Consider the following 23,857-nt stretch of genomic DNA (forward strand, 5'->3'; position numbering starts at 1 on the left):
CCGCTGCGGCACGGAACGCGGAAGCTGCCCGGGGCCATGGGCCCCGGGCAGCTTCCTCACTGTTTACGGCAAGGCTCAGAAGGTGAGCTTGACGCTGTTGATGTAGCCGACGTCCAGCGCCGCCTTGTCCTGGACCCGCAGCTTCCAGGCACCGTTCGCGACCTCGGACGAGGCGTTGACCGTGTACGTCGCCTGGACGTTGTCCGCCGAGTCGGACGAGCTGAACGGCTTCAGCGGGTACACCGTGCCGTCCGGGGCGAGCAGGTCGACGACCAGGTCACCGCGCCAGGTGTGGATGATGTCCACGGCCACCTTGAGCGTGCTCGGGGCGTTGCCCGTGCGGCCGGAGACCGTGACCGTCGAGGTGACCGCACCGGCGTTGTCCGGGATGGAGACGTCGGTGGTGTTCTCGAAGACGGTGCCCGGGTCGGGGTCGCCGCCGCCGGGGCGGCCGCCGACGTTGATGCCGGCCCACGCGTCGGTCACGGCCTTGACCTCGGCGCTGGTGGCTCCGTACAGCTCCGTCGCGACCGCGATGGTGCCGGTGCGGGCGGCCGCGTAGTTGGTCGTGGAGTTGAACTTCGTGGTGAGCGCCTTGAACCAGATCAGCGAGGCCTTGTCGCGGCCGATGCCGGTCACGGGCAGACCGTCGGAGGTCGGCGAGTCGTAGCTGACGTCGTTGATGGTCTTGGCGCCGCTGCCCTCGGAGAGCAGGTAGTACCAGTGGTTCGCCGGGCCCGAGGAGTAGTGGACGTCGATCCCGCCGATGCCCGAGTACCAGGCGTCTTTGGACGCGCCGTCCTTGCTCGGCTTGTCCATGTAGCGCAGCGGGGTGCCGTCGCCGTTGATGTCGATCTTCTCGCCGACCAGGTAGTCACCCTTGTCCTGGGCGCTGTTGGCGTAGAACTCGACGGCCGCGGCGAAGATGTCGGAGGTCGCCTCGTTGAGACCACCGGACTCGCCGCTGTAGACGAGCTTCGCGGTGGCGGCGGTGACGCCGTGCGTCATCTCGTGCGCGGCCACGTCGATCGAGGTGAGCGGCTTGGCGTTGCCCGAGCCGTCGCCGTACGTCATGCAGAAGCAGCTGTCCTGCCAGAACGCGTTGACGTAGTTGTTGCCGTAGTGGACCCGGGAGTACGCGCCGACGCCGTCACCGCGGATGCCGGAGCGGCCGTGGACGTTCTTGTAGTAGTCCCAGGTGATCCCGGCGCCGAACGCGGCGTCGGCACCCGCGGTCTCCAAGTTGGAGGCCTGGCCGTTGCCCCAGATGTCGTCGGGGCCCGAGAACAGCGTCCCGGTGCCGGAGGTGCCGCGGTTGAGGTTGTACGTCTTGGTGCTGCCGCGGCCGGCGTCGGTCAGGTTGTAGGTCGAGCCCGATTGGGTCGAGCCGAGGGTGACCTGGCCGCTGTACTGGGTGTTGCCGGTGCCGTTCTCGACCGCCTGCCACTCGAAGAGCTTCGCCCCGGTGGTGGCGTCGGTGACGACGTGCAGCTCGTTCGGGGTGCCGTCGTGCTGGATGCCGCCGACGACGGTCTCGTACGCGAGGGCCGGCGTGCCCTTCGCCATCCAGACCACCTTGCGCGGCGCGCGGTCGGCCTTGGTCTTCGCCGAACCCTCCGCCTTGGCCGCACCCAGCGCCTGCTTCTCGGCGGTGGCCGGGGCGACGTCGGCGCTGGTGTCCACGTTCTTGAGGACGGCCGCCGACGCCTTGGTGACCGACTCGGTGGCGCCCGCCTTGGTCTCGGCGACCACGAGGTCGCCGCCGAGGACCGGGAGTCCGGCGTAGGTGCGCTCGTAGCGGGTGTGCGTGGTGCCGTCGCGGTCCTGCGTGACGTCCCGGACGACGAGCTTCTCCTGGGCGGTGAGGCCCAGTTCCTTGGCGGTGGCCGCCGTGGTGGCGCTCTGCTTGCGTATCAGCTCCGCGCGCTGGGCGGGGGAGAGGGTCAGCGGCAGGGCGCCGGGGTCGGCCTTCCCCGCTTTCGCCGCCGCCGGCACGGCGGTTGACGCCGGGTCGGCCGAGGAGGTGCCGGTCTGGAAGCCGACCGCGAGGAGGGCTGCGGTGGCTATGAGAGCTCCGGTCGCTGTGGCGCGCCGGCGAGGCGTGGGTCTCACGCGAACTCCTTCTGCGAGGGGGGTACCGGTCGGCTGGGTGGGGCCGGCCGGGCAGAGCATGCGGAGCACATGTGGAGCGTGGATCGCAGGAAGAGTGGCAGCAGTGAACGGTTGCTGTCAGGACCGCGTCAACAAGTTGGCCGGAAATCGTCCGCTGCCCGATTGGTCATGTTCGTTAAGCGGACGTTTCGTCGATCATCACCGCGACGCCGTCGAACGTTCGCGCAGGCCGGACTCAGCGAGTGTTTCGAGGTTCATCCCCAACTCGTGCTGTGTGAACGGGGTGTTGAGTGCGGGCTGGTTCCCGGTCGTGGCGATCACCTCGAACTGTGGCTCGTTCCGGGCGCCCGTGCGGCAGCGGAAGCGAGGGGCCCTGCGGCGGCAGTGAAGGTGAACTCCAAGTGAACAGATGGACCGGGAAGTGATCGGCCCGCTTTCCGGGGGAGGGCGCTTCGTATGCTGCATAGATGAGTGTCTTTATACCGGGCCCGCAATCGGGCGAGGGGGTCACCGGGCCGTGCGCACCCTCGCTGACCGCACCCCTCGCGGACCGTGAGCAGGTCCAGCGCACCGCCCGCGTGCTGAAGGCGATCGCCGACCCCACCCGGCTGCAGCTGCTGCACCTGATACAGACCGCGCCCGGCGGTGAGGCCTGCGTCGGCAACCTCACCGAGAAGCTCGGGCTGCGGCAGCCGACCATAAGCCACCATCTGAAGACCATGGCCACGGCCGGCCTGCTGTCGCGCGAGAAGCGCGGCACCTGGGTCTGGTACTCGGTCGACCGGGTGGGCATGGAAGCCGTACGGCGGATCCTGAGCTCACCCGTCGCTTCCCTCTGAAGACGGCCTGGGCGGAGACTCAAGCGCTTTCCGAAACGCACGCCTGAGGGTGGAGGGAAATAGCTTCCGCCCTCTTTTCTATGCGCCCGACATGCACATAGAGGCGATTGCCTATATAGATGCACAGCTATAGTTCCCGACTGGGTCACCGTTTGTACACCGTGGATTCATATAGTCAAAGTTCGATCCAAGGTGTGAGGGGGTCTCCCGTACCGGCCCCTCGGATGCCGGCTTCGACACCGGCCCGACCTCAAGGATCGAGAAAAGTGAACGCAGCCAGTGGTTCCAGAAGGTTTGCCGGGCCCGCCGCGCTGGCCTTCGCCGCAGCACTGACGCTGAGCGCCTGCGGGGGCGGGGATTCGGGCAGCACCTCGGGCTCCGCTGTGAGCGAAGAACTGTCGGGCAAGGTCACGGTGGACGGCTCCAGCACGGTCGCACCACTGAGTACGGCCGCCGCCGAACTCTTCGCCGAGGAGCAGCCCAAGGTCCAGGTCACCGTGGGCACCTCCGGCACCGGCGGCGGCTTCGAGAAGTTCTGCAACGGCGAGACCGACATCTCCGACGCCTCCCGCCCCATCGAGCCCGACGAGAAGGCCGCCTGCGACAAGAAGGGCATCACGTACGACGAACTCACCGTCGCCAATGACGCGCTGACCGTCGTGGTGAACAAGGACGCCGACTGGGTCGACTGCCTGACCGTCGCCCAGCTGAAGAAGATCTGGGAACCCAAGTCCACGGTCAACAACTGGAACCAGGTCGACCCCACGTTCCCGAGCGTGCCGCTGAAGCTCTTCGGCGCGGGCACCGACTCGGGCACCTTCGACTACTTCACCGAGGTGATCAACGGCGAGGAAGGCGCGTCCCGCACCGACTACAGCCCGACCGAGGACGACAACGTCACGGTGCAGGGCGTCGCCGGATCCGACGGCGGCATGGGCTACTTCGGCTTCTCCTACTTCGAGGAGAACCAGGACAAGCTCAAGGCCCTGAAGATCAACGCCGGTGACGGCTGCGTGGCGCCCGGTGTGGAGACCGCGCAGAACGGCACGTACAAGCCGCTGTCCCGTCCACTGTTCATCTACCCGAGCGCCAAGGCTCTGGAGCGCCCGGAGGCCGAGGGGTACGTCGAGTACTACGTCGAGAACAACCAGGACATCGCCAAGGACGCCAAGTTCATCCCGCTCAACGCCACGCAGGAGAAGGAGCTCCAGGCCGACCTCGAGAAGCTGAAGTCGAGCCAGTGACTGCGCCCGTCCCACCGTCCCCCGCAGGGACTCGCTCCCTGCGGCGGGCCCGGCCACACTACGGCGAGGCGGTCATCAAGGCGCTGCTGTTCCTGGCAGCCCTGGTCTCGGTCGGCACCACGGTCGGGATCGTGGTGGCGCTCATCCCGCCGACCGCCGACTTCTTCCAGAGGGTCGGTGTGTGGGAGTTCCTCTCCGGCACCGAGTGGACCGCCCTGTTCTCCGACCCCAAGTACGGCGTCCTGCCCCTGCTGACGGCCACAGTGCTGATCACCGTCATCGCGCTGATCGTGGCGATCCCCATCGGCCTGGGGGCCGCCGTCTATCTCAGCGAGTACGCGAGCCGGCGCACGCGCGGCATCTTCAAGCCGATTCTGGAGATCCTGGCCGGTATCCCCACCGTGGTCTACGGCTTCTTCGCGTTCGCCTTCATCACCCCACTGCTCCAGGACCACTGGCCCTTCGGCGACCCGCCCGAGGTCAAGAACGCCCTGTCCGCCGGGCTCGTGATGGGTGTCATGATCGTGCCGACCATCGCCTCCCTCTCTGAGGACGCGATGTCGGCCGTCCCGTACTCGCTGCGCGACGGCGCCTATGCGCTGGGCTCCGGCAAGCGCACTGTCTCGGTACGGGTCGTCATGCCGGCCGCGCTGTCCGGCATCGTTGCCGCCTTCGTCCTCGGTGTCTCCCGCGCGCTCGGCGAGACCATGATCGTGCTGATCGCGGCGGGCGCGAAGCCCGATCTGACCCTCAATCCGCTGCATGAGATGCAGACGATGACCGCCTTCATCGCGGGCGCGGCGTCCGGTGACGTCTCGACGGCGTCCTTCGAGTACAAGACCATCTTTGCCGTCGGCGCACTGCTGTTCCTGCTGACCTTCGTGATGAACGTGATCAGCATCCGTCTGGTGCGCAAGTACCGCGAGGTGTACGAATGAGCGTCGTGGGCGACCCGATCGCACCACCGGCCCCCGTGCCGGGCCGCAAGCTGGCGGGCCCGCGCTTCCGCCCGGGCGAAGCCGCCTTCCGCTGGCTTCTGTTCTCCTGCCTGGCCATCAGCATTGCGTTCCTCGGTGTGCTGTTGATCTACGTCCTGGTCGCCGCGTGGCCGCGGCTGGACTCCCGGCTGTGGACCAACTTCCCCTCGATCCGCCGCCCCGAGAGAGCGGGTGCCCAGTCGGCGATCTTCGGCACGATCTGGGTGATCTCCTTCACCGCGCTGTTCTGCCTGCCGACCGGAATCATGGCGGCGATCTATCTGGAGGAGTACGCCAATCCCGACCGCTGGTACAACCGGCTGATCGAGCTGAACATCCAGAACCTCGCCGCGGTCCCCTCGATCATCTACGGCATCCTGGGACTCGGCCTGCTCGCCCGCCAACTCGGCCTCGGCACAACGGTGTTGACGGCATCGCTCACTCTGTCACTGCTGGTGCTGCCCATCGTGATCATCTCGGCGCGGGAAGCCATCAGAGCCGTACCGCAGTCAATCCGGCAGGCTTCGCTGGCTCTGGGGGCGACGCGGTGGCAGACCGTACGGCGCCAGGTCCTGCCCGCCGCTGTCCCAGGCATCGCGACCGGATCGATCCTCGCCCTGTCCCGGGCGATCGGCGAGGCCGCACCCGTGATCATGCTCGGCGCGGTCACCTATGTTGCGTTCAACCCCGAGGGGCTGGGGAGCGCGTACACCGTGCTGCCCGTGCAGATCTACGGCTGGATCAGCCAGTCCCGTGAGGAGTTCCACCACCTGGCAGCCGCGGCTATCGTGATCCTGCTGGGCCTGCTGCTCGCGATGAACGCCACCGCCATCTGGCTCCGCAACCACTACAGCAAGCGCTGGTGACCGCCATGACAAAGGACGACACCCCCGAGAGCCACGGTTTCTCGATCGCGCTCGGTGGCCGGCGGCACGGCAGGCCGTCGCCCTCGCTGGACAACCCGGTCTTCCAGATCGCCGATCTGGATGTCTGGTACGGCGACCACCAGGCCGTACGCGATGTCACGCTGACCGTCGGCAGCCGTCAGATCACCTCGATGATCGGCCCCTCCGGCTGTGGCAAGTCCACGGTGATCCGCTGTCTGAACCGGATGAACGACCTGATCCCCGGCGCCCGTGTCACCGGGAAGGTCGCGTACTACGGGGAGAGTCTGTACGACGCCGAGGTCGACCCGATCGAGGTCCGGCGGCGGATCGGCATGGTCTTCCAGAAGCCGAACCCCTTCCCGAAGTCGGTCTACGACAACGTTGCGTACGGGCCGCGGGTGAACGGTGTGAAGGGCAATCTCGACGATCTCGTCGAAGAAGCCCTGACCGGAGCGGCGCTGTGGGACGAGGTCAAGGACAAGCTGAAGGCGAGTGCGCTTGCGCTGTCCGGCGGCCAGCAGCAGCGGCTCTGCATCGCCCGCGCCATCGCGGTGAAGCCCGAGGTGATCCTGATGGACGAGCCGTGTTCCGCGCTGGACCCGATCGCCACCGCCAAGATCGAGGACCTGATGGCGGAACTGGCCTCGCAGTTCACGATCGTCATCGTCACCCACAACATGCAGCAGGCCGCCCGTATCTCCGACTACACCGCTTTCTTCACCGCGGACGTCGACGAGGAGGGGGTGCGCCACGGCCGTCTCGCCGAGTACGACACCACGGTGACGATCTTTGAGAACCCGGCCGACCAGCGCACCGAGGACTACATCACCGGTCGTTTCGGCTAGGCCGTGTCTGACACATAGCGCCAGACGGGATTTGTCAGACACGGCCTAGGAGGTCCGGGTGCCACCAGCGCGGCGCTTCGCGGCCTCGGCGTCGATCTCGGCGATCAGGCCCTCGACGAGCCTCTTGATCTCGTCGCGGATGGGGCGTACGGCCTCGACGCCCTGCCCGGCCGGGTCCTCCAGCTGCCAGTCCAGGTAGCGCTTGCCGGGGAAGACCGGGCAGGTGTCGCCGCAGCCCATGGTGATGCAGACGTCGGACTCGCGGACGGCGTCGATCGTGAGGATCTTCGGGGTTTCGGCGGAGATGTCGATGCCGGCCTCCTTCATCGCCTCGACCGCGGCCGGGTTCACGGCGTCGCCGGGGTTGGATCCCGCGGAGCGGACCTCTATCCGGTCCCCGGCCAGGTGGGTCAGCCAGGCGGCCGCCATCTGGGAGCGTCCGGCGTTGTGGACACAGACGAACAGCACGGAGGCGGCAGGGGTGGAGGACATCGGTTCTTCTTCCGGATCAGGAAGGGCGGGGAGCGGTGGGGTGGACATGGGACCCCCTCCGAACGGGCGCTACGGCTCAGTCCAGACTGGTATCAGCTCTGGATGATGTGACAGTATCAGCCCATGATGACGTCAGTCGACACTGAACTGATCCGGGTGCTGGCCGACCCGCTCAGGCTCAAGATCGTGACCCTGCTCGCCCGCGAGACGCTCTGTACGACGCACCTGGTCGAGGAGACCGGTGCACGGCAGACCAATCTCTCCAACCACCTGAAGGTGCTGCGCGAGGCCGGGGTCGTGGAGACCGAGCCCTGCGGACGGTTCACGTACTACCGGCTGAGGCCCGACGTCATCGAGGCGCTCGCCGGTCAGTTCGCCGACCTGGCCGTGACCGCGCGTGCCACGGCCGATGCGAACCTCAAGCGCTCCTGCCCCTGATCACGTTGTCCCGTCGCATCCGCACGGAGGAGTCCTGTTGAGCACCACCCGGGCCGCCCGCCCCGAGACCGCCGCGGAGTCAGTCATGGCCGCCGCAGAGCCCCGGCCCGCGCCGGGCGCCGCACCGCCCCGCACGCCGCTGGTCGCCCGGGCCGCCGCCGAACTGGTCGGCACCGCCGCTCTGGTCGCGGTGGTGGTCGGCTCCGGCATCCAGGCCACCGAACTGACCCAGGACGTCGGCCTCCAGCTGCTCGCCAATTCCCTGGCCACGGTCTTCGGACTGGGTGTCCTCATCGCTCTGCTCGGCCCGGTCTCCGGTGCGCACTTCAACCCGGCCGTGACCCTGGCCGAGTGGTGGACCGCCCGCCGCGGGGGCGCCGGCGTCACCGCCCGCGAGGTGGCCGTGTACGTCCCCGCCCAGGTCGCGGGGGCGATTGCCGGTGCCGTGCTGGCCGACGCGATGTTCGGCGAGCCGCTGGTCAAGTGGTCCACGCACGACCGCTCCGCCGGCCATCTGCTGCTGGGCGAGGTCGTGGCAACGGCCGGGCTGATCCTGCTGATCTTCGGACTGGCGCGCACCGACCGCCTGCGTTTCGCACCGGTCGCCATCGCCTCGTACATCGGCGCCGCCTACTGGTTCACCTCGTCCACCTCGTTCGCCAACCCGGCTGTGACGATCGGCCGCGCGTTCTCCGACACATTCGCCGGCATCGCACCCGGCTCGGTCCCGGGCTTCATCGGCGCCCAACTGGCCGGTGCCGTGGTCGGGCTGGCCCTGGTGGCGCTCATCTTCATGCAGGGGCGGGCCGATTCGCGGCCGTGAGGGTGACGCCGAAGGGTGACGCCGAAGCGTGACGCCGACGCGTCAGGACAGGGTGCGGATGACCGTGCGGACCTGGTCGGCCACCGCCTCCGGCAGGGGGGCGTAGTGAATCCGCGGGAGGTCCTTCTGGCCCTCCGGACCCGCGGTGTAGGTCAGGAAGGACTTCAGGGCGGGCAGTACATCGGCCGGCGTGCCCTTGTCGCAGACGATCTCGTACGTGACCTGGACGATGGGGTAGGCCCCGGCGGCCTTGGTGCTGTAGTCGAACTTCAGCGTGATGTCCTTGCCGGTGCCTGCCACTTGGCCTGCGGCGATACCGGCTGAGGCGGTCTCGGCGGAGACGGCGACGGGCTCGGGGGCACCCGTGTCGAGTCTGACCGTGGGGATCTTGCCCGCCTTGGCGAACGAGAGCTCGAAGTAACCGATCGCGCCGTCAGTGGCGCCTACCTGAGTTGCCACTCCGTCCGAACCGGGCGCGGAGTTGCCGCCCTTGGCCTGCCAGGCTTTCGTTTTCGGGTAGGGCCACTCGTCCGGCGCGGCCCCGGCGAGGTAGGCGTTGAGGTTCTGGGTCGTGCCCGAATCGTCGGAGCGGTGCAGTGCGCTGATGGGGATTGCGGGCAGCCGAAGCCCGGGGTTCAGGCGCTGGATGGCCGGAGCGTCCCACGTCGTGATCTCCGAATTGAAGATCTTCGCGAGGGTGGGGGCGTCCAGTACGAGGTTCTCCACGCCCGAGACGTTGTAGCCGATGGCGATGGGGCCGCCGACCATCGGCAGATCGATGGCTCTGCCCCCCGGACACACCTCGCGGGAATCCTCGACCTCGTTGGGCTTCAGTGCGCTGTCGGTCCCGCCGAGCACGGTCGCCCCGCGCAGGAACTGGGCGACACCGGCCCCGGAGCCGACGGGCACGTAGCGGATCTCCACCCCGGGGCACGCCCGCTGGTACTCCCGCATCCAGTGCGCCATCGCGTTCTGCTGGGCGCTGGAACCGGAGGCGGGCAGCTGCCCCTTCTGCGCGCACGCGATGCGGCTTGTCGTCGCCTTCGTGGGCGGTGGGTCCTCGTCCGCGGCGTCGCCGAGCCCGCAGGCGGTCAGGAGCACGGCGCCCGCCACTGCTGTCACACCCGCGCCGAGCAGGTACCTGCGGCTCGTCAGTCGATGCTGCATCCGTGTTCCCTTCCAGAAGCCGGGAAAATAGATGTTCGCCCTATGCACGAGCGCCTGGGGTGACGCGTCGATGAACACCAGCTGTCGCTCTGCCACTCTTTGGAAGGCGCGAGCGTTCACCCGGCGGAGGCGGGCGCCGGCAGAGCTGCCGCGGCGCCGTCCAGGCGCGGCGCGCTCATTGGCGGCAGACTGCTGCCATGGCTGCGAGTGAGTCACTTGATGTCCTGGTGGTGGGCGGGGGGCCGACGGGGCTGGCTCTCGCGGCTCAGTTGCACGCGTACGGCGCGCGGTTCCGGATCGTCGACCGGAACCTGGACCGGGCCAGGGAGTCACGTGCCCTGGCCATCCAGCCCCGGACCCTGGAAGCCCTGGCCCCGTTCGGCGTGACGGACACATTGGTCGCGCGCGGGAATCCGGCCGTGCAGCTGCGGATGCACCTTCCGGGTCGTCGTACGGTCCGGCTGCCGCTGTTCGACATCGGCGTCGCCGACACCCCGTACCCCTTCCTGCTGTTCCTGTCCCAGGCCGAGACGGAGAGCGTGGTCGGCAGCCGTCTCGCCGAGGACGGTACGGCGGTCGAACGGGGAACCGAGCTGGTGGAGCTGACTGCCGAAGGGGGTCACGTCGCCTGCCGGTTGAGGCAGCGCGACGGCACCGAGGAGAGCGTGCGTGCCCGCTATGTCGTCGGCTGCGACGGGGCGCGCAGCACGGTACGCGATCAGGCCGGGATCGGCTTCGACGGCTACTCCTACCCGCAGACGTTCCTCCTCGCTGACCTGGAGGTCGACGGTCTGGAACGCGGCGCCGCGCACGCGTACATGACCGAGACCGGGATGCTGTTCTTCTTCCCGCTGGGCTCGCCCGCGAGCTGGCGGATGCTCGCGATGCGACCGTCCGGAACCCCCGATGCCGGAACCCCGGGTGCCAAGGGCCCGGATGCCAGCAGCCCGGGTGCCGAAAACCCGGTGGACATCGGCCAGTTGCAGTCGATTGCCGACCGTTACGTCAGCGACCGGCTGCTCCTGCGCGACCCGGTGTGGATGACCGACTTCCGGATCCACAACCGCGGCGCCAAGAACTACCGCTCCGACCGCGTCTTCCTGGCCGGTGACGCCGCCCACATCCACAGTCCCGCCGGGGCCCAGGGCATGAACACCGGCATCCAGGACGCCCTCAATCTCGGCTGGAAACTCGCCCTCGTCTGCCGCGACGCCGCACCGGCCGCCCTGTTGGACACGTACGAGAGTGAACGCGCCCCGGTCGGCCGGAACGTCCTGCGCTTCACCGACCGCGCCTTCATCATCGCCACCAGCCGCAGTCCACTGCTGCGGCTGGCCCGCACCCACCTCGCACCCCGCCTCGCCCCGCTGGTCCTTCGCCTTCCCGCCCTGCGCGCCGCGGCCTTCCGTAGGCTCTCCCAGCTGGCCATCAACTACCGGCGCAGCCCCGCCACGGCCGAGGGCCCGCATCCACCCAGGCGCGGCCCGCGGGCAGGTGACCGGCTCCCCGACACTCCCGGCGGCCTGCATGCGACGACTGCCGCGCCCGGGTACCACCTGCTCCTCTGCGGCCCGCACGACGTCTGGGACACCGGCCGGATCGAGGCCGCCACCCGCGGCCGCGATCACCTGATCCATGTCCACACACTCGGTACGAAGGTGCCCTGGCGCGGCATCACGCACTGCCTGGTCCGGCCCGACGGCTACATCGCGTACCGGGCCGGAGGTACGGACCTGACCGGGCTCGTCGGATATCTCGAACGGTGGCTGCCGCTCTCGGCCGCCGCGGCGCGCACGACCCGCGCGTGAACGGCGATGGTGCGCGTCAGGCCGCGTACCGGCCGAGGATGTGGCCCAGGGCGGCCAGCACGGACGGCTCGACCCGGTAGTAGACCCAGGTGCCGCGCCGCTCGGAGGTGAGCAGGCCCGCTTCCTTGAGCTTCTTCAGGTGATGGCTGACGGTCGGCTGGGAGACGCCGACGTCGGAGATGTCGCAGACGCATGCCTCGCCGCCCTCGTGCGAGGCGATCGACGAGAAGAGCCGCAGCCGGACCGGGTCGCCGAGCGCCTTGAACATGGCGGCCGTGCGTACGGCCTCCTCTGCCGTGAGGGGGCGTTCGGTCAACGGCGGGCAGCAGGGGGCGACGTCCGGCTCCAGCAGGGGCAGCACCTTCGTATTCGACATACGTCTATGTTGACACACGTCGAACCAAGCGCCCGCGTCGCTCCTCTGTTTCGATGTGTGTCTATGTTGACGTCCATCGAAGCAGGTGGCATCCTGGCTACGTAAGCCATCGACGGATGTCGAAATAATGCCTGGGGAGTCACCGTGACCGTGCCGACCACCGAGATGCCCGCCACCGCCCTGCCCACCGTGGTGATCGGAGCCGGCCCGATCGGTCTGGCCGCTGCCGCCCACCTCGTCGAGCGCGGCATCGAGCCCCTGGTCCTGGAGGCGGGGGACAGTGCGGGCGCCGCCGTACGGCAGTGGAGTCATGTACGCCTCTTCTCCACCTGGGCCGAGCTCGTCGACCCCGCCGCCGAGAAGCTCCTGGCCCCCACCGGCTGGACCGCGCCCGACGGAGCGACGTACCCCACCGGCGGCGACTGGGCGGAGCGCTACCTGCAGCCGCTCGCCGACACCCTGGGCGACAGGGTCCGCTTCGGCGCCCGCGTCACCGGTGTCTCCCGCCTCGGCCGCGACCGGGTCGTCGACGCCGACCGCGAGCGGCAGCCCTTCACCGTGCACATCCAAGGCGCCGACGGGACCGAGCAGCGGATCACGGCCCGCGCCGTCATCGACGCCTCCGGCACCTGGTCGACGCCCGGCCCGATCGGCGGCGACGGCCTGCCCGCCCTCGGCGAGCGCGCTGCGGCAGACCGCATCTCCTACCGGGTCCCGGACCTCAAGGACCCGGCCGTACGCGCCCGTTACGAGGGCCGGCGCACCGCCGTCATCGGCTCCGGCGCCTCCGCCTTCACCGCCCTCGCCGACCTTGCCGACCTGGCCGAGGACGCCCCGGGCACCCACGCCGTGTGGGTCCTGCGGCGCGGCATCGGCGGCTCCACCTTCGGCGGCGGCGAAGCCGACCAACTGCCCGCCCGCGGCGCACTCGGCCTGCGTGCCAAGGCCGCCGTCGACGACGGATACGCCTCCGCCGTCACCGGATTCCGCACGGCAGCCGTCGAGAGGAGCGGCGGCCGGCTGGTGCTCGTGGCCGAGGACGGGCGCCGTCTCGACCCGGTCGAGACGGTCATCGTGCTGACCGGCTTCCGCCCCGACCTGTCCTTCCTCGAAGAGCTCCGCCTCGGGCTCGACGATCGTCTCCAGGCTCCGGTCGAACTGGCCCCGCTGATCGACCCCAATGTCCACTCCTGCGGCACCGTCCACCCGCACGGCGTCCGCGAGCTCTCGCACCCGGAGCAGGACGTCCACCTCGTCGGCATGAAGAGCTACGGCCGGGCCCCGACCTTCCTCGCCATGACCGGCTACGAGCAGGTCCGCTCCGTCGCAGCCGCCCTCGCCGGAGACCAGGAAGCCGCCGAGCGCGTCGAGTTGACCCTCCCCGAGACCGGCGTATGCGGCGGCGCCGGCCTGTTCGACGAGCCCGACGCCGCCAGGGCCGAAGAGGGCGGCGGCTGCTGTGCGGCCCCCACCACCCTCCAGATCGGCACCGGCACCCCGGCCACCTCCGGCGGCGGCTGCTGACCCGGCGATGACCGGCCTTTGGCGCGAGGGGACCGCGATCTTATCGGTGACAATGGGTGACGTCTCGCTGGTCACGGCGAACTCCGGCTCGGCTGACCGGGGTTCACCAGCTGTGCAGTCAGTGCGCGGCTATCTGGTTGTTACTGGCCCACGTGTCCGCGGTGGTTTCGGCGGTGGTCGGTGGGCAGGTGCCCGCGGGATGCGGAACTTCGATCGGATGCTGGTCTCTGCATTCTCCATCTCGTGTGCGTCGCGCTTTCGCCTGCTGACAGTCGCCTCGATTGTGGAGAAGGCCGCCGTACATCGGCGCGCGAGAACTACTTGCGGACTCGGCCCCACGGCTTGAAGACCGAGAGCACCATCGCGAAACTCAGCAGCACCATGGCGGTGGTGGCGAGGAACGCGACGAACCAGATGTCCTGCAACGGTTGTTCGCCCGAGGCGAGTTCGGTGATCGGGCCCAGGAACAACAGCAGCATCACGCAGGCGATGACGTTGAGGGCCAGCTTCACCGATACCCACCAGTAGCGAACGAGTCCCCACTTGGTCGCCAGCCCCAGCAGGACACCGGTGACAAGGCAGACCACCCCCGCTGCGAGAGCCGACAGCAGCAGGGGAACGACGAAGAAGTCCGCGAGTGCCCGGTATACGGCGGTGCGGTCGTCGCCCGCGCGTACCCAGCCGATCACCACCAGAACGGTGGAGATGACATCGATGCCGATCCAGGCTCCTGCCGACACGACATGCGTGACCAGGATGCTCTTGCGCAGCCGGGCCGGGATGCGCCAGCGGACTCGGTTCACCCGTGCCGGCGGGGTGGTTCGGGGTGTGGTGAGGGTACTCATGATCGTCCTTGTCTGCGGGGTGCATGGGGTACGGGGCAGGTGCGGTCGATCAACCGCGGGAGACCTCTAGGGATCTTTGACGGCGTCGGCGTCGGTGCCGCTCAGCGCGGCCATCGAGACGCGTTTTGGTCCTTGCGGCGGTGACCCGCACGACGGGGGTGTGGCCACGGCGGTTCCACGTGCGGCCTTCGGGCGGCCTCAGGCCCCGGCCTGCCTCGTCCAAGTCGGCTACCGCGGAACGGACTTGCTCGCGCCGCGCCCGCTCCTCGGCCGTCAGCCCACCGCCATCGGGATGCCTCAGCCCTCCGGCACAGCACCCCACACCAACCGTCACGACCCGAGTTGACCCGCACCATCAAAGATCTCTGGACCGAAAGCAGAGCCGGCACGGCTCGCCCGGCCGGGTGCCGGCCGCAACATCAACGGGCTACGCACGCCACAGCCAGGTGGCCCGCTCATACAACGGCTCGAAGCCGACGCGCACCATGTTGTGCAGCGACGGGTTGTGCTCACCGGGACCTTCCACGCCGGTCTCGGCGACGAGCCATCGGCAGCCCTCAGCCGTGGCCGCCCGGACGCGAGCGGTGAGCAGCGCCGACTGGGCGCCACGCCCGCGCGCTTCCGGGAGCGTCGCCCCGCCGAACATGTCGGCGCACTCCCCGTTCAGGAAGACGCTCCCGACCGCGACGATCCGCTCACCCCCCCATACCGCGTACTGTTCGGCGCCGAACCCACCCGCCCGGTTGAAGAAGTTGCTCGGGTCCTCGCGGATGGCCAGTGCCCGCGTCGAGCCGACCTGCAACGAGCCGACGCCCAAGGCCTCCCGTACGGACGCCGACGCGCTGGTCGCGAAGTCGGCGTAGGCCATGATCTCGGTCAGCTCGGCAAGGCCGGGCGGCACGGTGGTCGTCATTCGCGATTCTCCCGTTCGTGGCGGTGATGAGGAAGATGGATCCGGACTTTGCAACTTCCCTCAGGCGGTGAGGACTTCCAGCGCGGCGGCGTGCACACCCGGCGCGGCGGCGAGGTAGCTCTCGCCGGCCAGTTCCCACGGTTTGCCCTCGATGTCGGTCACGACGCCTCCGGCCTCCTGGACCAGAAGCACACCTGCCGCGTGGGACCGGACGTTGTCGAACTGCCAGTGCAAGTCCATCTGGCCCGCGGCGACCTGGGCGAGATGTTGGGTCACCGGTACGGAGACCCGCACATAGAGGGCGGCGTTCATCATCGCGGTGAAGGCGGAGCCCATCCGCTTCGCGAGCTCGGGGTCGTGACCCGGCTTGGCCTGGCCGGTCCCGGCCAGTGCGCCGTCCAACGACGTCTTGACCGAAACCCGCAGCCGTTCACCGTTGAGGAACGCCCCGCCGCCCTCGGTCGCAGTGAACATCTCGTCGAGGGCCGGGAAGTAGACCACCGCCAGCACCGGGCGGCCGTCACGGACGAGGCTCACGCCGATGTTCCAGTCGGGCATGCCGTGCACGGCGTTGACGTTGCCACCGACCGGGTCGATGAGCCACCACTCGCCCATGGCCAGCGGTCCCGATCCGTGTTCGTCGTTGAGCCAGCCCGCGCTCGGCAGGGCCTCGGTCAACGCCGGGCGCAACGTGTCGACGACGGCCGCGTCATTGGCCTGGAGGTTCACGAGCAGTTCGGGGAGCCCGGGCTGACGGGACTCGGTGGAATAGCGCGTCATCATCCGGGCGCCGGCGTGGCGGACGGCGGCGACGGTGGCGGCAAGCAGTTCCTGGTTCATGGGATGCTCCTGGAGTTGATCGAAGTGGATCTATGTCTTGTTAAGATTTACTTTTATGCAACTGGACTTGAATCTGCTGACCGTGCTGGACGCCCTGCTCGAAGAGGGCAGTGTGATGGGCGCAGCCGAGCGGCTGCACCTTTCCTCGCCCGCGGTCAGCCGCACCCTCGGCCGACTTCGCGCCGTCACCGGGGACGACATCCTGGTGCGCACCGGCCACTCGATGGCTCCCACCCCGTACGCGCTGTCGGTGCGGGAGGACGTGCACCGGCTGGTCAGGCAAGCGCACGAAGTGCTCTCGCCGATCCGTGAGCTGGACCCGGCCGAGATGGAACGCACCTTCACGATCCAGTGTCACGACGCGGTGGCCGCGTCACTGCTACCGGTACTGATCGGGAGGATCCAGCAGCGGGCTTCCGGGGTGCAGTTGCGGGTGCTGGCGGAGAACTCCGTCGACACCGACGACCTGCGACACGGCCGCGTCGATCTGGAACTCGGTGGCGGTAGGCCGAGTCTGCCCGAGTTCCGGTCCGAGCGGCTCGGCGACGATCGGCTCGTCGTGGCGATGCGCGCGGACCACCCTTGTGCCGCCGGACTCGACCTGGCCTCCTACGCGGCGCAGCCGCATGTGGTGATCTCCCGGCGTGGCCGCCTCACCGCGCCGATCGACGACATGCTGGCTGCCGAAGGCCTGCGGCGCCGGGTGGTCGCGGCGGTGGCGACGGTTTCCACCGCCCTGCAGATCGCCGCCCGTGGCGACGCGCTGGTCACCTGCACGGCGATCCTCGGCCGCCCGCTCATCGAGGCGTTCGGACTCCTCGCCCGGCCGCTGCCGATCGAGTCCCCGGCGGCGACGATCAACTGCAACTGGCACCAGCGCTACGATTCCGACCCCGCCCACGCCTGGCTCCGCGAGCAGGTCCGGGCGTCGATCGAGGAGATCACCGCCTGCTGACTGCTCCTCTACTCCGCCAATGGCAGGGCCACGGCACCGGGAAAACCAGGCGCCTCGGCTTCGTCGAGCATCGCCGCGGCGACGGTTTCCCGGCTGACCTTCGCACCGAGGTCGAAGGGAGGCGCGGCCTCCAGGCCGACCGTGCGCCGACGGGGGCTTTCCGGCCCGTCAGCGAGCATCCCGGCGTGGAAGACGGTGCCCCCGGCCGCGAGAACGGTGTTGTCGGCTTCGACCTTGTCCGCGAGCCGGTCGCCCAGCACCTTGGCGAGCACGCCCGCGCCCTCCCCCGCCACTTCGGCCGACTTGCCCGTGCCGTAGGCACCGAGCCAGATGACGCGCCATGGGCCGGCGGCGACGACGGCCTGGGCGCCGGTCAGGAGAATCCCGGCCCGGTCCGTACCGAGCGCGGAAAGGACCACGGAATCCCCGTCCACGACGGCGGCGATACTGGCCGCGTCGTTCACGTCGCCCGCCACTTTGCGCAGGTTCGGGGAGTCGGGCAGGGCGATCCGCTCGGGATCACGCGCGATGGCGGTCACGGTGTGACCACGTCGCAGCGCCTGTCGGGTGAGGGCGATTCCGGTCTGGCCGGAGGCCGCGAGGACGGTGAGGTTCATGCCGAGAACGTTAGGGAGTCCCGCACTTAACATCAAGTGCAAGTAACTAACTTGATAAGTTACCCAGACGCAATTGACTCGGGCGGCAGGGCGGCGTGCACTCGGGCTATTCCCAGATGTCGGACATGGGCTTTCGTGGGGGCGCGACGACCGGCAGTCGAGGCGGCTTTTTTCCGTGGTCCGCCAACTGTGGCAAGAGCCTGATCGGACTGTTTCTGACCGTGGGTCAAGGGCCGGTCCGGGCGGCCTTGTAGCCGGTGATCACCGCCGGGCGGTGTCGGGTTCGCTGTCGTCGAGAGTAGTCGGCCCTGGTAGTCGGCGTCCTTCATCACACCTCAGGGTGAGGTCGAGAAAGCCTTACGATGTTCGCGAACCGCCCCACCCTCCAGGGCACCTTCGGTATGGAAGCCGCTGCTCAACGCTTTCCGGCAACGATTTCATCTGGCTCGACAGGATTCTTGCGGCGCCGAATATATCGCGAGAACTCCACCACGCCGGTCACCGCGAACGCGAACCCGATGCCGACGGCGATAGCAAGGAGCGCATTCTCCTGGAAGAAGACGCCACCGAGGTAGCCCGACAGTGCGGTATAGGCACTCCAAGTGGAGGTGGAAATCGCAACGTACAACATGAACCTGCGTAGCGGGTATTTCACCACCCCCGCCGTTCCTGTGGCGAGATAGCGCCCGACCGGAATGAATCGCGTGGAGACGAGTACAAAACCGCCGCGTGATTCAAGTTCGCGCTCGAACCAGTCATATGCCGTCCGGCGTTTGGTGCCAACTGGCAGGCGCTTTAGTAGGCCTTCCCCCATCAGTCGGCCGATGGAGTAGGGAACGAGGTCGCCGAGAAAGGCTCCGACCGTCGTAGCGGCGATGACAAGCATGATATTCGTCTGCCCGGTTGCGGCAGCGACGCCTGCAAGGATCACGACGGGTTCACTCGGGATCAACGGGAGGAAAGAGTCGAGTAAGGATACCGCAATGAGTACGGCATAGAGTGTGGGCGACGCTATCAAAGACTCCGTGAGGTCTATCCAGTCCGGCATTTACTACCCGTCTTCTGTTGTGTGGGTATGGGTAAGGAACTTCACGGGTGATTCCCTGAATCTTGGACGTGCTTATGGGGTGGCGGATGGCCGGTCCCCCAAGGTTTTGGTCCAGGATTCGGGTTGTTGTGGCGGTCGGCCCGGGCAGCGGGCAGGTCGTCCCGTCGGCCGGTGTCAGGTGGCGGGCGCCGTGGTGAGCATCCAGCGGCTGAACGCGGCGTAGCGTTGTGCGAATTCGCCTGCGTTGCTGGCATGTTCGACGGCAGCGGAGTGCTCACGTACCGTTTCGAAGCGGGCGCTGCGAGCGTGCTCGTAGGTAGCGAGGGCCTTTTCCAGGTCGGCCTCGGCTGTCAGGCTGCTGCGCAGGACGCCGACATCTTCGATGCCGAGAGTGCCGCCGGAAGCGATGTGGGGGGACAGCCCGTGCGCGGCGTCGCCGATCAGGGCGACGCGCGCGCTGGTCCAATGGGGCAGTTCCGGAACCAGCGTGACCTGGTTCTCCAGGATGGATTCCTCCGGCGTTTCGGCGATCAGGGACAGGAGATTGTCGTTCCATCCAGCCTCGGCCAGATTCCGTGCGCGTTCCAGTGCCCGTTCGCGCTTGCTTCCGGTGAGCGGTCCGGCATCGAACTGTTGACCATCCACACGGTCCGGTCACGGGCGATCCTCGCGTACCCGCCGCGGGTTCGGCGGTGGCCGACGGTGAGCACGGTGGCCTCTGGCTTTTGGTTGCCAGTCGGCACGATCGCGCGCCAGGCGTAGTGGCCGGAGTGCGTTACGGCGTCGCTCCCCGGCACCAGCTGCTTGCGCACATGTGAGTGGACGCCGTCCGAGCCGATGAGGAGATCCGTGCGAAGTGTCTCGCCATTGGCGAGGTGCACGGCGACGTCCGATCCGGTCTCGGTGTATCCGGTCACGTGGGCGTCGAGGCGGATTCGGTCGCGACCGATGGTGTCGGCCAAGAGGTTGTTCAACTCGGGGCGCGGCACGAGAAGGAACTGGTGATCGCTGTCGGTGTAACCAGGAGCGCGGACCGGATCGCCGGCAGGGTTTGAAGAACCACATGTTCTGTTCGATGCCCATGCCGCGGATTGCCGGGCCGATGCCGAGGTGGTCGAACTCTCGCAACGCGTTGGCCCACAGGCCGATGCCGGCGCCGACGGCTCGAATCCGCGGTGCCTGTTCCAGCACGATGACCTCGTGGCCGATGAGTTTGAGGGAGGCCGTGGCTGTGAGTCCTACCAGGCCGCCGCCGACGATCACCGTGGATCTGTCGGTTCTGATGGCCCATCCCTCCACCGAGTTCCTGGTGGAAACTCCCCATCAAACGCGGAACCTACACCGGCCCGTCACCCCACCACACTGTCCCGCCAGGCCCGGTGCAGACCCGCGAACCGGCCCTCCTCACCGATGAGTTGAGCCGGCGGACCGTCCTCCACGATCCGGCCGTGCTCCATCACCAGCACCCGGTCCGCGATCTCCACCGTCGACAGCCGGTGCGCGATCACCACCGCCGTACGCCCGTGCAGCACCGTGTCCATCGCCCGCTGCACCGCCCGCTCGCCCGGGATGTCGAGCGAGCTCGTCGCCTCGTCGAGGATCAGCACGGCCGGGTCGGCGAGCAACGCGCGGGCGAACGCGACCAGTTGCCGCTGTCCCGCCGAGATCCGGCCGCCCCGTTTGCGTACGTCCGTGTCGTAGCCCTCCGGCAGGCTGCTGATGAAGTCGTGCGCGCCGATCGCCTTCGCGGCACCCTCGATCTCCTCGCGTGACGCGTCCGGGGCTCCGATCGCGATGTTCTCTGCGACCGTCCCGGAGAACAGGAACGCCTCCTGCGTCACCATCACCACCCCGCGCCGCAGTTCGGGCGTGGCCAGCTCGCGCAGGTCGACGCCGTCGATCAGCACCCGCCCCTCACTAGTGTCGTAGAAGCGGGCCAGCAGCTTCGCGAGCGTGGACTTGCCCGCGCCGGTCGAGCCGACGACCGCGACCGTCTGCCCTGCCGGGATGGTCAGATCGAAGCGGGGCAGCACCTCGCCCCCCGTGCGGTACGCGAAGCGGACGCCCTCGAAGACGACTTCGCGTCCCGGGTGGCCGGAGGCCGGGGAAGGCAGCTCCCTCGGCTCCCGGGCCTCCTGCACCGACGGGGCCTGGGCCAGCAGCCCCGCGATCTTCTCCAGTGAAGCGGCGGCCGACTGGTAGGAGTTGAGGAACATCCCGAGCCGGTCGATCGGGTCGTACAGCCGTCTCAGATACAGCACGGCGGCGGCCAGCACACCCAGCGCGAGCGTCCCCGACGCGACCCGGTACGCGCCCCACAGCACGATCCCCGCGACGGCGACATTGGCGACGAGCCGCGAGCCGACGACATAGCGGGCCATCTCCAGCAGCGCGTCGCCATTGACGCGCTCATGCCGGTGGTTGAGGACCCGGAACTCCGCGTCGTTGGCGCGCTCCCTGCGAAAGGCACGCACCGGCCGGATGCCGTTCATGGTTTCCGCGAACTTCACGATGACGGCGGCGATCGCCGTGGAGCGGCTGCTGTAGACGGCCTTGGCGCGACGCTGGTAGAGCCGTACGAGCAGATACAGCGGTACGAAGGAGACCACGGCGAGCCCGCCGAGCCCGAGGTCCAGCCAGAGCAGCATCGCCGAGATGTAGACGAAGGCGAGGATGACGGTGATCAGTTCCTGCAGCCCCTCGCTGAGCAGCTCCCGCAGGGACTCGACGTCGGTGGTCGACCGCGAGATCAGCCGGCCCGAGGTGTAGCGCTCGTGGAAGTCGACGCTCAGCGCCTGGGCGTGGCGGAAGATCCGGCCGCGCAGATCGAGGAGTACGTCCTGGTTGACGCGGGCCGAGGCGCGGATGAAGGAGTACTGCAGGACGCCGGCGCCGAGCGCGCACACGGCGTACCCGACGGCGACGGCGATCAGGGGCCCGTAGTCGTGCGCGCGGAAGGCGGGGACACCGCGGTCGATGGCGTACGCGACGAGGAGCGGACCGGCCTGGACGACGGCCTGCTGGAGCAGCAGGAGCAGCGCGGCGGTGGTGACGCGTGCGCGGCGGGGAGCGAGAAGGGACCGCAGGAGCACACCGGTCGATCCCGGCGGCGCGGGCAGGGCGTCCCGGTCGAAGGGATCGTCCCGTCCGTCCCGGCCGGGTATGGGAGCCGGTTCCGTCACGGACAGCTCGCCCCGGCCGGTTCCGTCGCCCTCGCCGTCCCCCTCGCCCTCGCCCTCGGCGTACGGCTTCGTCGTCGTCGATGACGTCATCGGGCACCCTCCTCGGAGTCCGGGCCGGCCTTGGCGACGGCATCCCCGCCGGACATCAGCCACGCGTACTCCTCATTCGTACGCAGCAGTTCCTGATGTGTACCGACCGCCGCGATACGGCCGCCGGACAGCAGCGCCACCCGGTCCGCCAGCATCACCGTCGACGGCCGGTGCGCCACCACCAGCGCCGTCGTGTCCTCGAGCATCCGCCGCAACGCCGCCTCCACCAGAGCCTCCGTATGTACGTCGAGCGCCGACAGCGGGTCGTCGAGCACCAGAAAGCGCGGCTGCCCCACGACCGCCCGGGCCAGCGCGAGTCGCTGCCGCTGGCCGCCGGAGAGGCTGAGCCCCTGCTCGCCGACCTGGGTCCCGGCGCCGTGCGGCAGCGACTTCACGAACCCGGCCTGCGCGACGTCCAGCGCCCGGCCCAGCTCCTCCGCGCTCGCGCCCTCCGCGCCCATCAGGACGTTCTCGCCGACGCTGGCCGAGAAGAGTGTCGGCTCCTCGAAGGCGACGGACACCAGTTCACGCAGCCGTTCCCGCGGCATCGCGGCGATGTCCTCTCCGTCGAGCGTGATCCGCCCGGCGGTCAGCTCGTGGAGCCGCGGTACGAGCGCGGTGAGCGTGGTCTTCCCGGAGCCGGTGCCCCCGACCAGTGCCATGGTCTCGCCGGGCCGCACCCGCAGATCGATGCGGGCGAGCACGGGCGCGGCGTTCGCGGGGGCGTCCGGGTAGCGGAATGCGACGCCCTCGAACCGCAGCCCGCCCGCGTCCCCGCTTCCGCGGACACCCCCGGACACACCCGCCGGCGCCTCCGGCTCCTCCGCCGCGTCCATCACTTCGAAGAACCGATCGGTCGCCGTCGCCGCCTCCTGGCTCATCGCCAGCAGAAAGCCGATCGAGTCCACCGGCCACCGCAGCGCGAGCGCGGTCGACAGGAACGCCACCAGCGTGCCCGCCGACAGACCGCCGTCCGCGACCTGGATCGTGCCCAGCACCAGCGCGGCGCCGATCGCCAGCTCCGGAATGGTCGTGATCAGCGCCCAGATCCCCGCCAGCAGCCGTGCCTTGCCCAGCTCCGTACCGCGCAGCTGCTCCGAGAGCCCCCGGAAGGCGAGGGCCTGGCTGCGATGGCGGCCGAAGCCCTTGATGATGCGGATGCCGAGCACGCTCTCCTCGACGACCGTCGTCAGATCGCCGACCTGGTCCTGCGCCTGCCGCGCGACGACCGCGTACCGCGCCTCGAAGACCCAGCAGAGAATGACCAGCGGCACGATGGGCGCCATCAGCACGAGGCCCAGCGTCCACTCCTGCCCCAGCAGGATGACGAATCCGACCAGGATCGTCGTCGCGTTGACCAGCAGGAAGGTCAGCGGGAACGCCAGGAACATCCGCAGCAGCATCAGGTCCGTCGTGCCGCGCGAGAGCAACTGCCCCGAAGCCCACCGGTCGTGGAAGGCCACCGGCAGCCGCTGCAGATGCCGGTAGAGATCGGCCCGCATGGAGGCCTCCACCCCCGCCAGCGGCCGGGCCACCAGCCACCGCCGTAGCCCGAAGAGCAGCGCCTCCGCGAACCCCAGCAACAGCAGCACCAGCGCCCCGAGCCAGACTCCACCGGGGTCCCGCTCGGCGACCGGACCGTCGACGATCCACTTCAGTACGAGCGGGATGACCAGGCCCAGACAGGAGGCGACGATGGCGACACATGCCGCACTGAACAGGCGAGTTCGGACGGGGCGTACGTACGGCCACAGCCGCAGCAGTGAACGTACGGCGGACCGGTTCTTGGTGGCTGCAGGTGATTCGGACATCAGGCGCGAGCCTACGGTTCACCA

The 23,857-nt window shown here is 68.9% G+C and carries 23 protein-coding genes and 2 pseudogenes; 10 read left to right on the top strand and 15 right to left on the bottom strand.

All coding sequences use genetic code 11. The features are described 5' to 3' along the window. Nucleotides 1–75 precede the first annotated feature (75 nt). Nucleotides 76–2,112 (bottom strand): M4 family metallopeptidase, encoded by a 2,037-nt coding sequence (locus SLUN_RS27595; protein WP_108152695.1) that lies wholly within the window; start codon nucleotides 2,110–2,112, stop codon nucleotides 76–78. Nucleotides 2,113–2,579: 467 nt separating this feature from the next. Here SLUN_RS27595 and SLUN_RS27600 point away from each other — a divergent pair, with 467 nt between their 5' ends. The 5 genes from SLUN_RS27600 (at nucleotide 2,580) to pstB (ending at nucleotide 6,904) form a co-directional block, all read left to right on the top strand. Beyond that, nucleotides 2,580–2,951, top strand: coding sequence for an ArsR/SmtB family transcription factor (locus SLUN_RS27600; protein WP_108152696.1), 372 nt, complete (start codon nucleotides 2,580–2,582; stop codon nucleotides 2,949–2,951). 266 nt (nucleotides 2,952–3,217) lie between these two features. Continuing rightward, nucleotides 3,218–4,195 carry a PstS family phosphate ABC transporter substrate-binding protein gene (locus tag SLUN_RS27605; RefSeq protein WP_257153804.1) on the top strand — a complete coding sequence of 326 codons (978 nt, stop codon included), beginning with the start codon at nucleotides 3,218–3,220 and terminating at the stop codon, nucleotides 4,193–4,195. After that, nucleotides 4,192–5,133 carry a phosphate ABC transporter permease subunit PstC gene (gene pstC, locus SLUN_RS27610; RefSeq protein ID WP_108152698.1) on the top strand — a complete coding sequence of 314 codons (942 nt, stop codon included), beginning with the start codon at nucleotides 4,192–4,194 and terminating at the stop codon, nucleotides 5,131–5,133. Before SLUN_RS27605 ends, pstC begins: the two co-directional genes overlap by 4 nt. After that, entirely contained in the window at nucleotides 5,130–6,038 is a 909-nt protein-coding gene (gene pstA, locus SLUN_RS27615; RefSeq protein WP_108152699.1) for a phosphate ABC transporter permease PstA, read from the top strand. Before pstC ends, pstA begins: the two co-directional genes overlap by 4 nt. Nucleotides 6,039–6,043: 5 nt before the next feature. Next, a complete protein-coding gene (gene pstB / locus SLUN_RS27620) occupies nucleotides 6,044–6,904 on the top strand; it encodes a phosphate ABC transporter ATP-binding protein PstB (RefSeq protein WP_108154967.1) in 861 nt (286 codons plus the stop codon). Nucleotides 6,905–6,949: 45 nt separating this feature from the next. Here pstB and SLUN_RS27625 read toward each other — a convergent pair whose 3' ends face one another. Continuing rightward, nucleotides 6,950–7,396: an arsenate reductase ArsC gene (locus SLUN_RS27625; RefSeq protein WP_108152700.1), complete on the bottom strand. Its 447-nt coding sequence runs from the start codon at nucleotides 7,394–7,396 to the stop codon at nucleotides 6,950–6,952. A 123-nt stretch (nucleotides 7,397–7,519) separates the two neighbouring features. On the opposite strand from SLUN_RS27625, the gene SLUN_RS27630 reads away from it, so the two are divergent. Together SLUN_RS27630 and SLUN_RS27635 are read left to right on the top strand one after the other, a co-directional pair. Further along, complete coding sequence (locus tag SLUN_RS27630) at nucleotides 7,520–7,834, top strand: ArsR/SmtB family transcription factor (protein WP_108152701.1); 315 nt, start codon at nucleotides 7,520–7,522, stop codon at nucleotides 7,832–7,834. Nucleotides 7,835–7,919: 85 nt separating this feature from the next. Continuing rightward, entirely contained in the window at nucleotides 7,920–8,657 is a 738-nt protein-coding gene (locus tag SLUN_RS27635) for an aquaporin (RefSeq protein WP_175313017.1), read from the top strand. A gap of 42 nt (nucleotides 8,658–8,699) precedes the next feature. Here the strand turns inward: SLUN_RS27635 and pstS are convergent, their stop codons facing one another. Further along, complete coding sequence (pstS, locus tag SLUN_RS27640; protein WP_108152702.1) at nucleotides 8,700–9,824, bottom strand: phosphate ABC transporter substrate-binding protein PstS; 1,125 nt, start codon at nucleotides 9,822–9,824, stop codon at nucleotides 8,700–8,702. A 197-nt stretch (nucleotides 9,825–10,021) separates the two neighbouring features. On the opposite strand from pstS, the gene SLUN_RS27645 reads away from it, so the two are divergent. Further along, a complete protein-coding gene (locus tag SLUN_RS27645; protein WP_108152703.1) occupies nucleotides 10,022–11,632 on the top strand; it encodes an FAD-dependent monooxygenase in 1,611 nt (536 codons plus the stop codon). A 16-nt stretch (nucleotides 11,633–11,648) separates the two neighbouring features. On the opposite strand, the gene SLUN_RS27650 is transcribed toward SLUN_RS27645, so the two are convergent. Further along, nucleotides 11,649–12,008: an ArsR/SmtB family transcription factor gene (locus tag SLUN_RS27650; protein ID WP_108152704.1), complete on the bottom strand. Its 360-nt coding sequence runs from the start codon at nucleotides 12,006–12,008 to the stop codon at nucleotides 11,649–11,651. 165 nt (nucleotides 12,009–12,173) lie between these two features. On the opposite strand from SLUN_RS27650, the gene SLUN_RS27655 reads away from it, so the two are divergent. Beyond that, nucleotides 12,174–13,532, top strand: coding sequence for an NAD(P)-binding domain-containing protein (locus tag SLUN_RS27655; RefSeq protein ID WP_108154969.1), 1,359 nt, complete (start codon nucleotides 12,174–12,176; stop codon nucleotides 13,530–13,532). A 317-nt stretch (nucleotides 13,533–13,849) separates the two neighbouring features. Here the strand turns inward: SLUN_RS27655 and SLUN_RS27660 are convergent, their stop codons facing one another. The 4 genes and pseudogenes from SLUN_RS27660 to SLUN_RS27675 all read right to left on the bottom strand — a co-directional run bounded on the left by SLUN_RS27660 (nucleotide 13,850) and on the right by SLUN_RS27675 (nucleotide 16,130). Then, nucleotides 13,850–14,377, bottom strand: coding sequence for a hypothetical protein (locus tag SLUN_RS27660; RefSeq protein WP_254709781.1), 528 nt, complete (start codon nucleotides 14,375–14,377; stop codon nucleotides 13,850–13,852). Between the two features lie 102 nt (nucleotides 14,378–14,479). Then, nucleotides 14,480–14,654: pseudogene (locus SLUN_RS42650) on the bottom strand (IS630 family transposase); the annotation flags it as partial. A gap of 150 nt (nucleotides 14,655–14,804) precedes the next feature. Then, nucleotides 14,805–15,290 (bottom strand): GNAT family N-acetyltransferase, encoded by a 486-nt coding sequence (locus tag SLUN_RS27670; protein WP_108152705.1) that lies wholly within the window; start codon nucleotides 15,288–15,290, stop codon nucleotides 14,805–14,807. 60 nt (nucleotides 15,291–15,350) lie between these two features. Further along, the gene (locus tag SLUN_RS27675; protein ID WP_108152706.1) at nucleotides 15,351–16,130 is read right to left on the bottom strand and encodes an inositol monophosphatase family protein; all 780 of its coding nucleotides are present in this window, start codon (nucleotides 16,128–16,130) and stop codon (nucleotides 15,351–15,353) included. Between the two features lie 55 nt (nucleotides 16,131–16,185). On the opposite strand from SLUN_RS27675, the gene SLUN_RS27680 reads away from it, so the two are divergent. After that, nucleotides 16,186–17,085, top strand: coding sequence for a LysR family transcriptional regulator (locus tag SLUN_RS27680; RefSeq protein ID WP_108152707.1), 900 nt, complete (start codon nucleotides 16,186–16,188; stop codon nucleotides 17,083–17,085). A gap of 8 nt (nucleotides 17,086–17,093) precedes the next feature. Here the strand turns inward: SLUN_RS27680 and SLUN_RS27685 are convergent, their stop codons facing one another. The 7 genes and pseudogenes from SLUN_RS27685 to SLUN_RS27705 all read right to left on the bottom strand — a co-directional run bounded on the left by SLUN_RS27685 (nucleotide 17,094) and on the right by SLUN_RS27705 (nucleotide 23,833). After that, nucleotides 17,094–17,702 carry an NAD(P)-dependent oxidoreductase gene (locus SLUN_RS27685; protein WP_108152708.1) on the bottom strand — a complete coding sequence of 203 codons (609 nt, stop codon included), beginning with the start codon at nucleotides 17,700–17,702 and terminating at the stop codon, nucleotides 17,094–17,096. 415 nt (nucleotides 17,703–18,117) lie between these two features. Continuing rightward, a complete protein-coding gene (locus SLUN_RS27690) occupies nucleotides 18,118–18,750 on the bottom strand; it encodes a DedA family protein (RefSeq protein ID WP_108152709.1) in 633 nt (210 codons plus the stop codon). 174 nt (nucleotides 18,751–18,924) lie between these two features. Beyond that, nucleotides 18,925–19,395, bottom strand: a complete 471-nt coding sequence (locus SLUN_RS41540) for an FAD-dependent monooxygenase (protein WP_257153805.1) — start codon at nucleotides 19,393–19,395, stop codon at nucleotides 18,925–18,927. Beyond that, complete coding sequence (locus SLUN_RS41545) at nucleotides 19,281–19,739, bottom strand: FAD-dependent monooxygenase (protein ID WP_257153806.1); 459 nt, start codon at nucleotides 19,737–19,739, stop codon at nucleotides 19,281–19,283. The genes SLUN_RS41540 and SLUN_RS41545 overlap by 115 nt, the downstream gene beginning before the upstream one ends. 112 nt (nucleotides 19,740–19,851) lie before the next feature. Continuing rightward, nucleotides 19,852–20,049, bottom strand: a pseudogene (locus SLUN_RS41550) (FAD-dependent oxidoreductase); the annotation flags it as partial. A 50-nt stretch (nucleotides 20,050–20,099) separates the two neighbouring features. Then, nucleotides 20,100–22,022 (bottom strand): ABC transporter ATP-binding protein, encoded by a 1,923-nt coding sequence (locus tag SLUN_RS27700; protein ID WP_108152710.1) that lies wholly within the window; start codon nucleotides 22,020–22,022, stop codon nucleotides 20,100–20,102. Next, on the bottom strand, nucleotides 22,019–23,833 hold the full coding sequence (locus tag SLUN_RS27705) for an ABC transporter ATP-binding protein (RefSeq protein ID WP_175312980.1): 1,815 nt from the start codon (nucleotides 23,831–23,833) through the stop codon (nucleotides 22,019–22,021). Before SLUN_RS27705 ends, SLUN_RS27700 begins: the two co-directional genes overlap by 4 nt. Nucleotides 23,834–23,857 lie beyond the last annotated feature (24 nt).

It is taken from the genome of Streptomyces lunaelactis (genome assembly GCF_003054555.1).
GTDB lineage: Bacteria > Actinomycetota > Actinomycetes > Streptomycetales > Streptomycetaceae > Streptomyces > Streptomyces lunaelactis.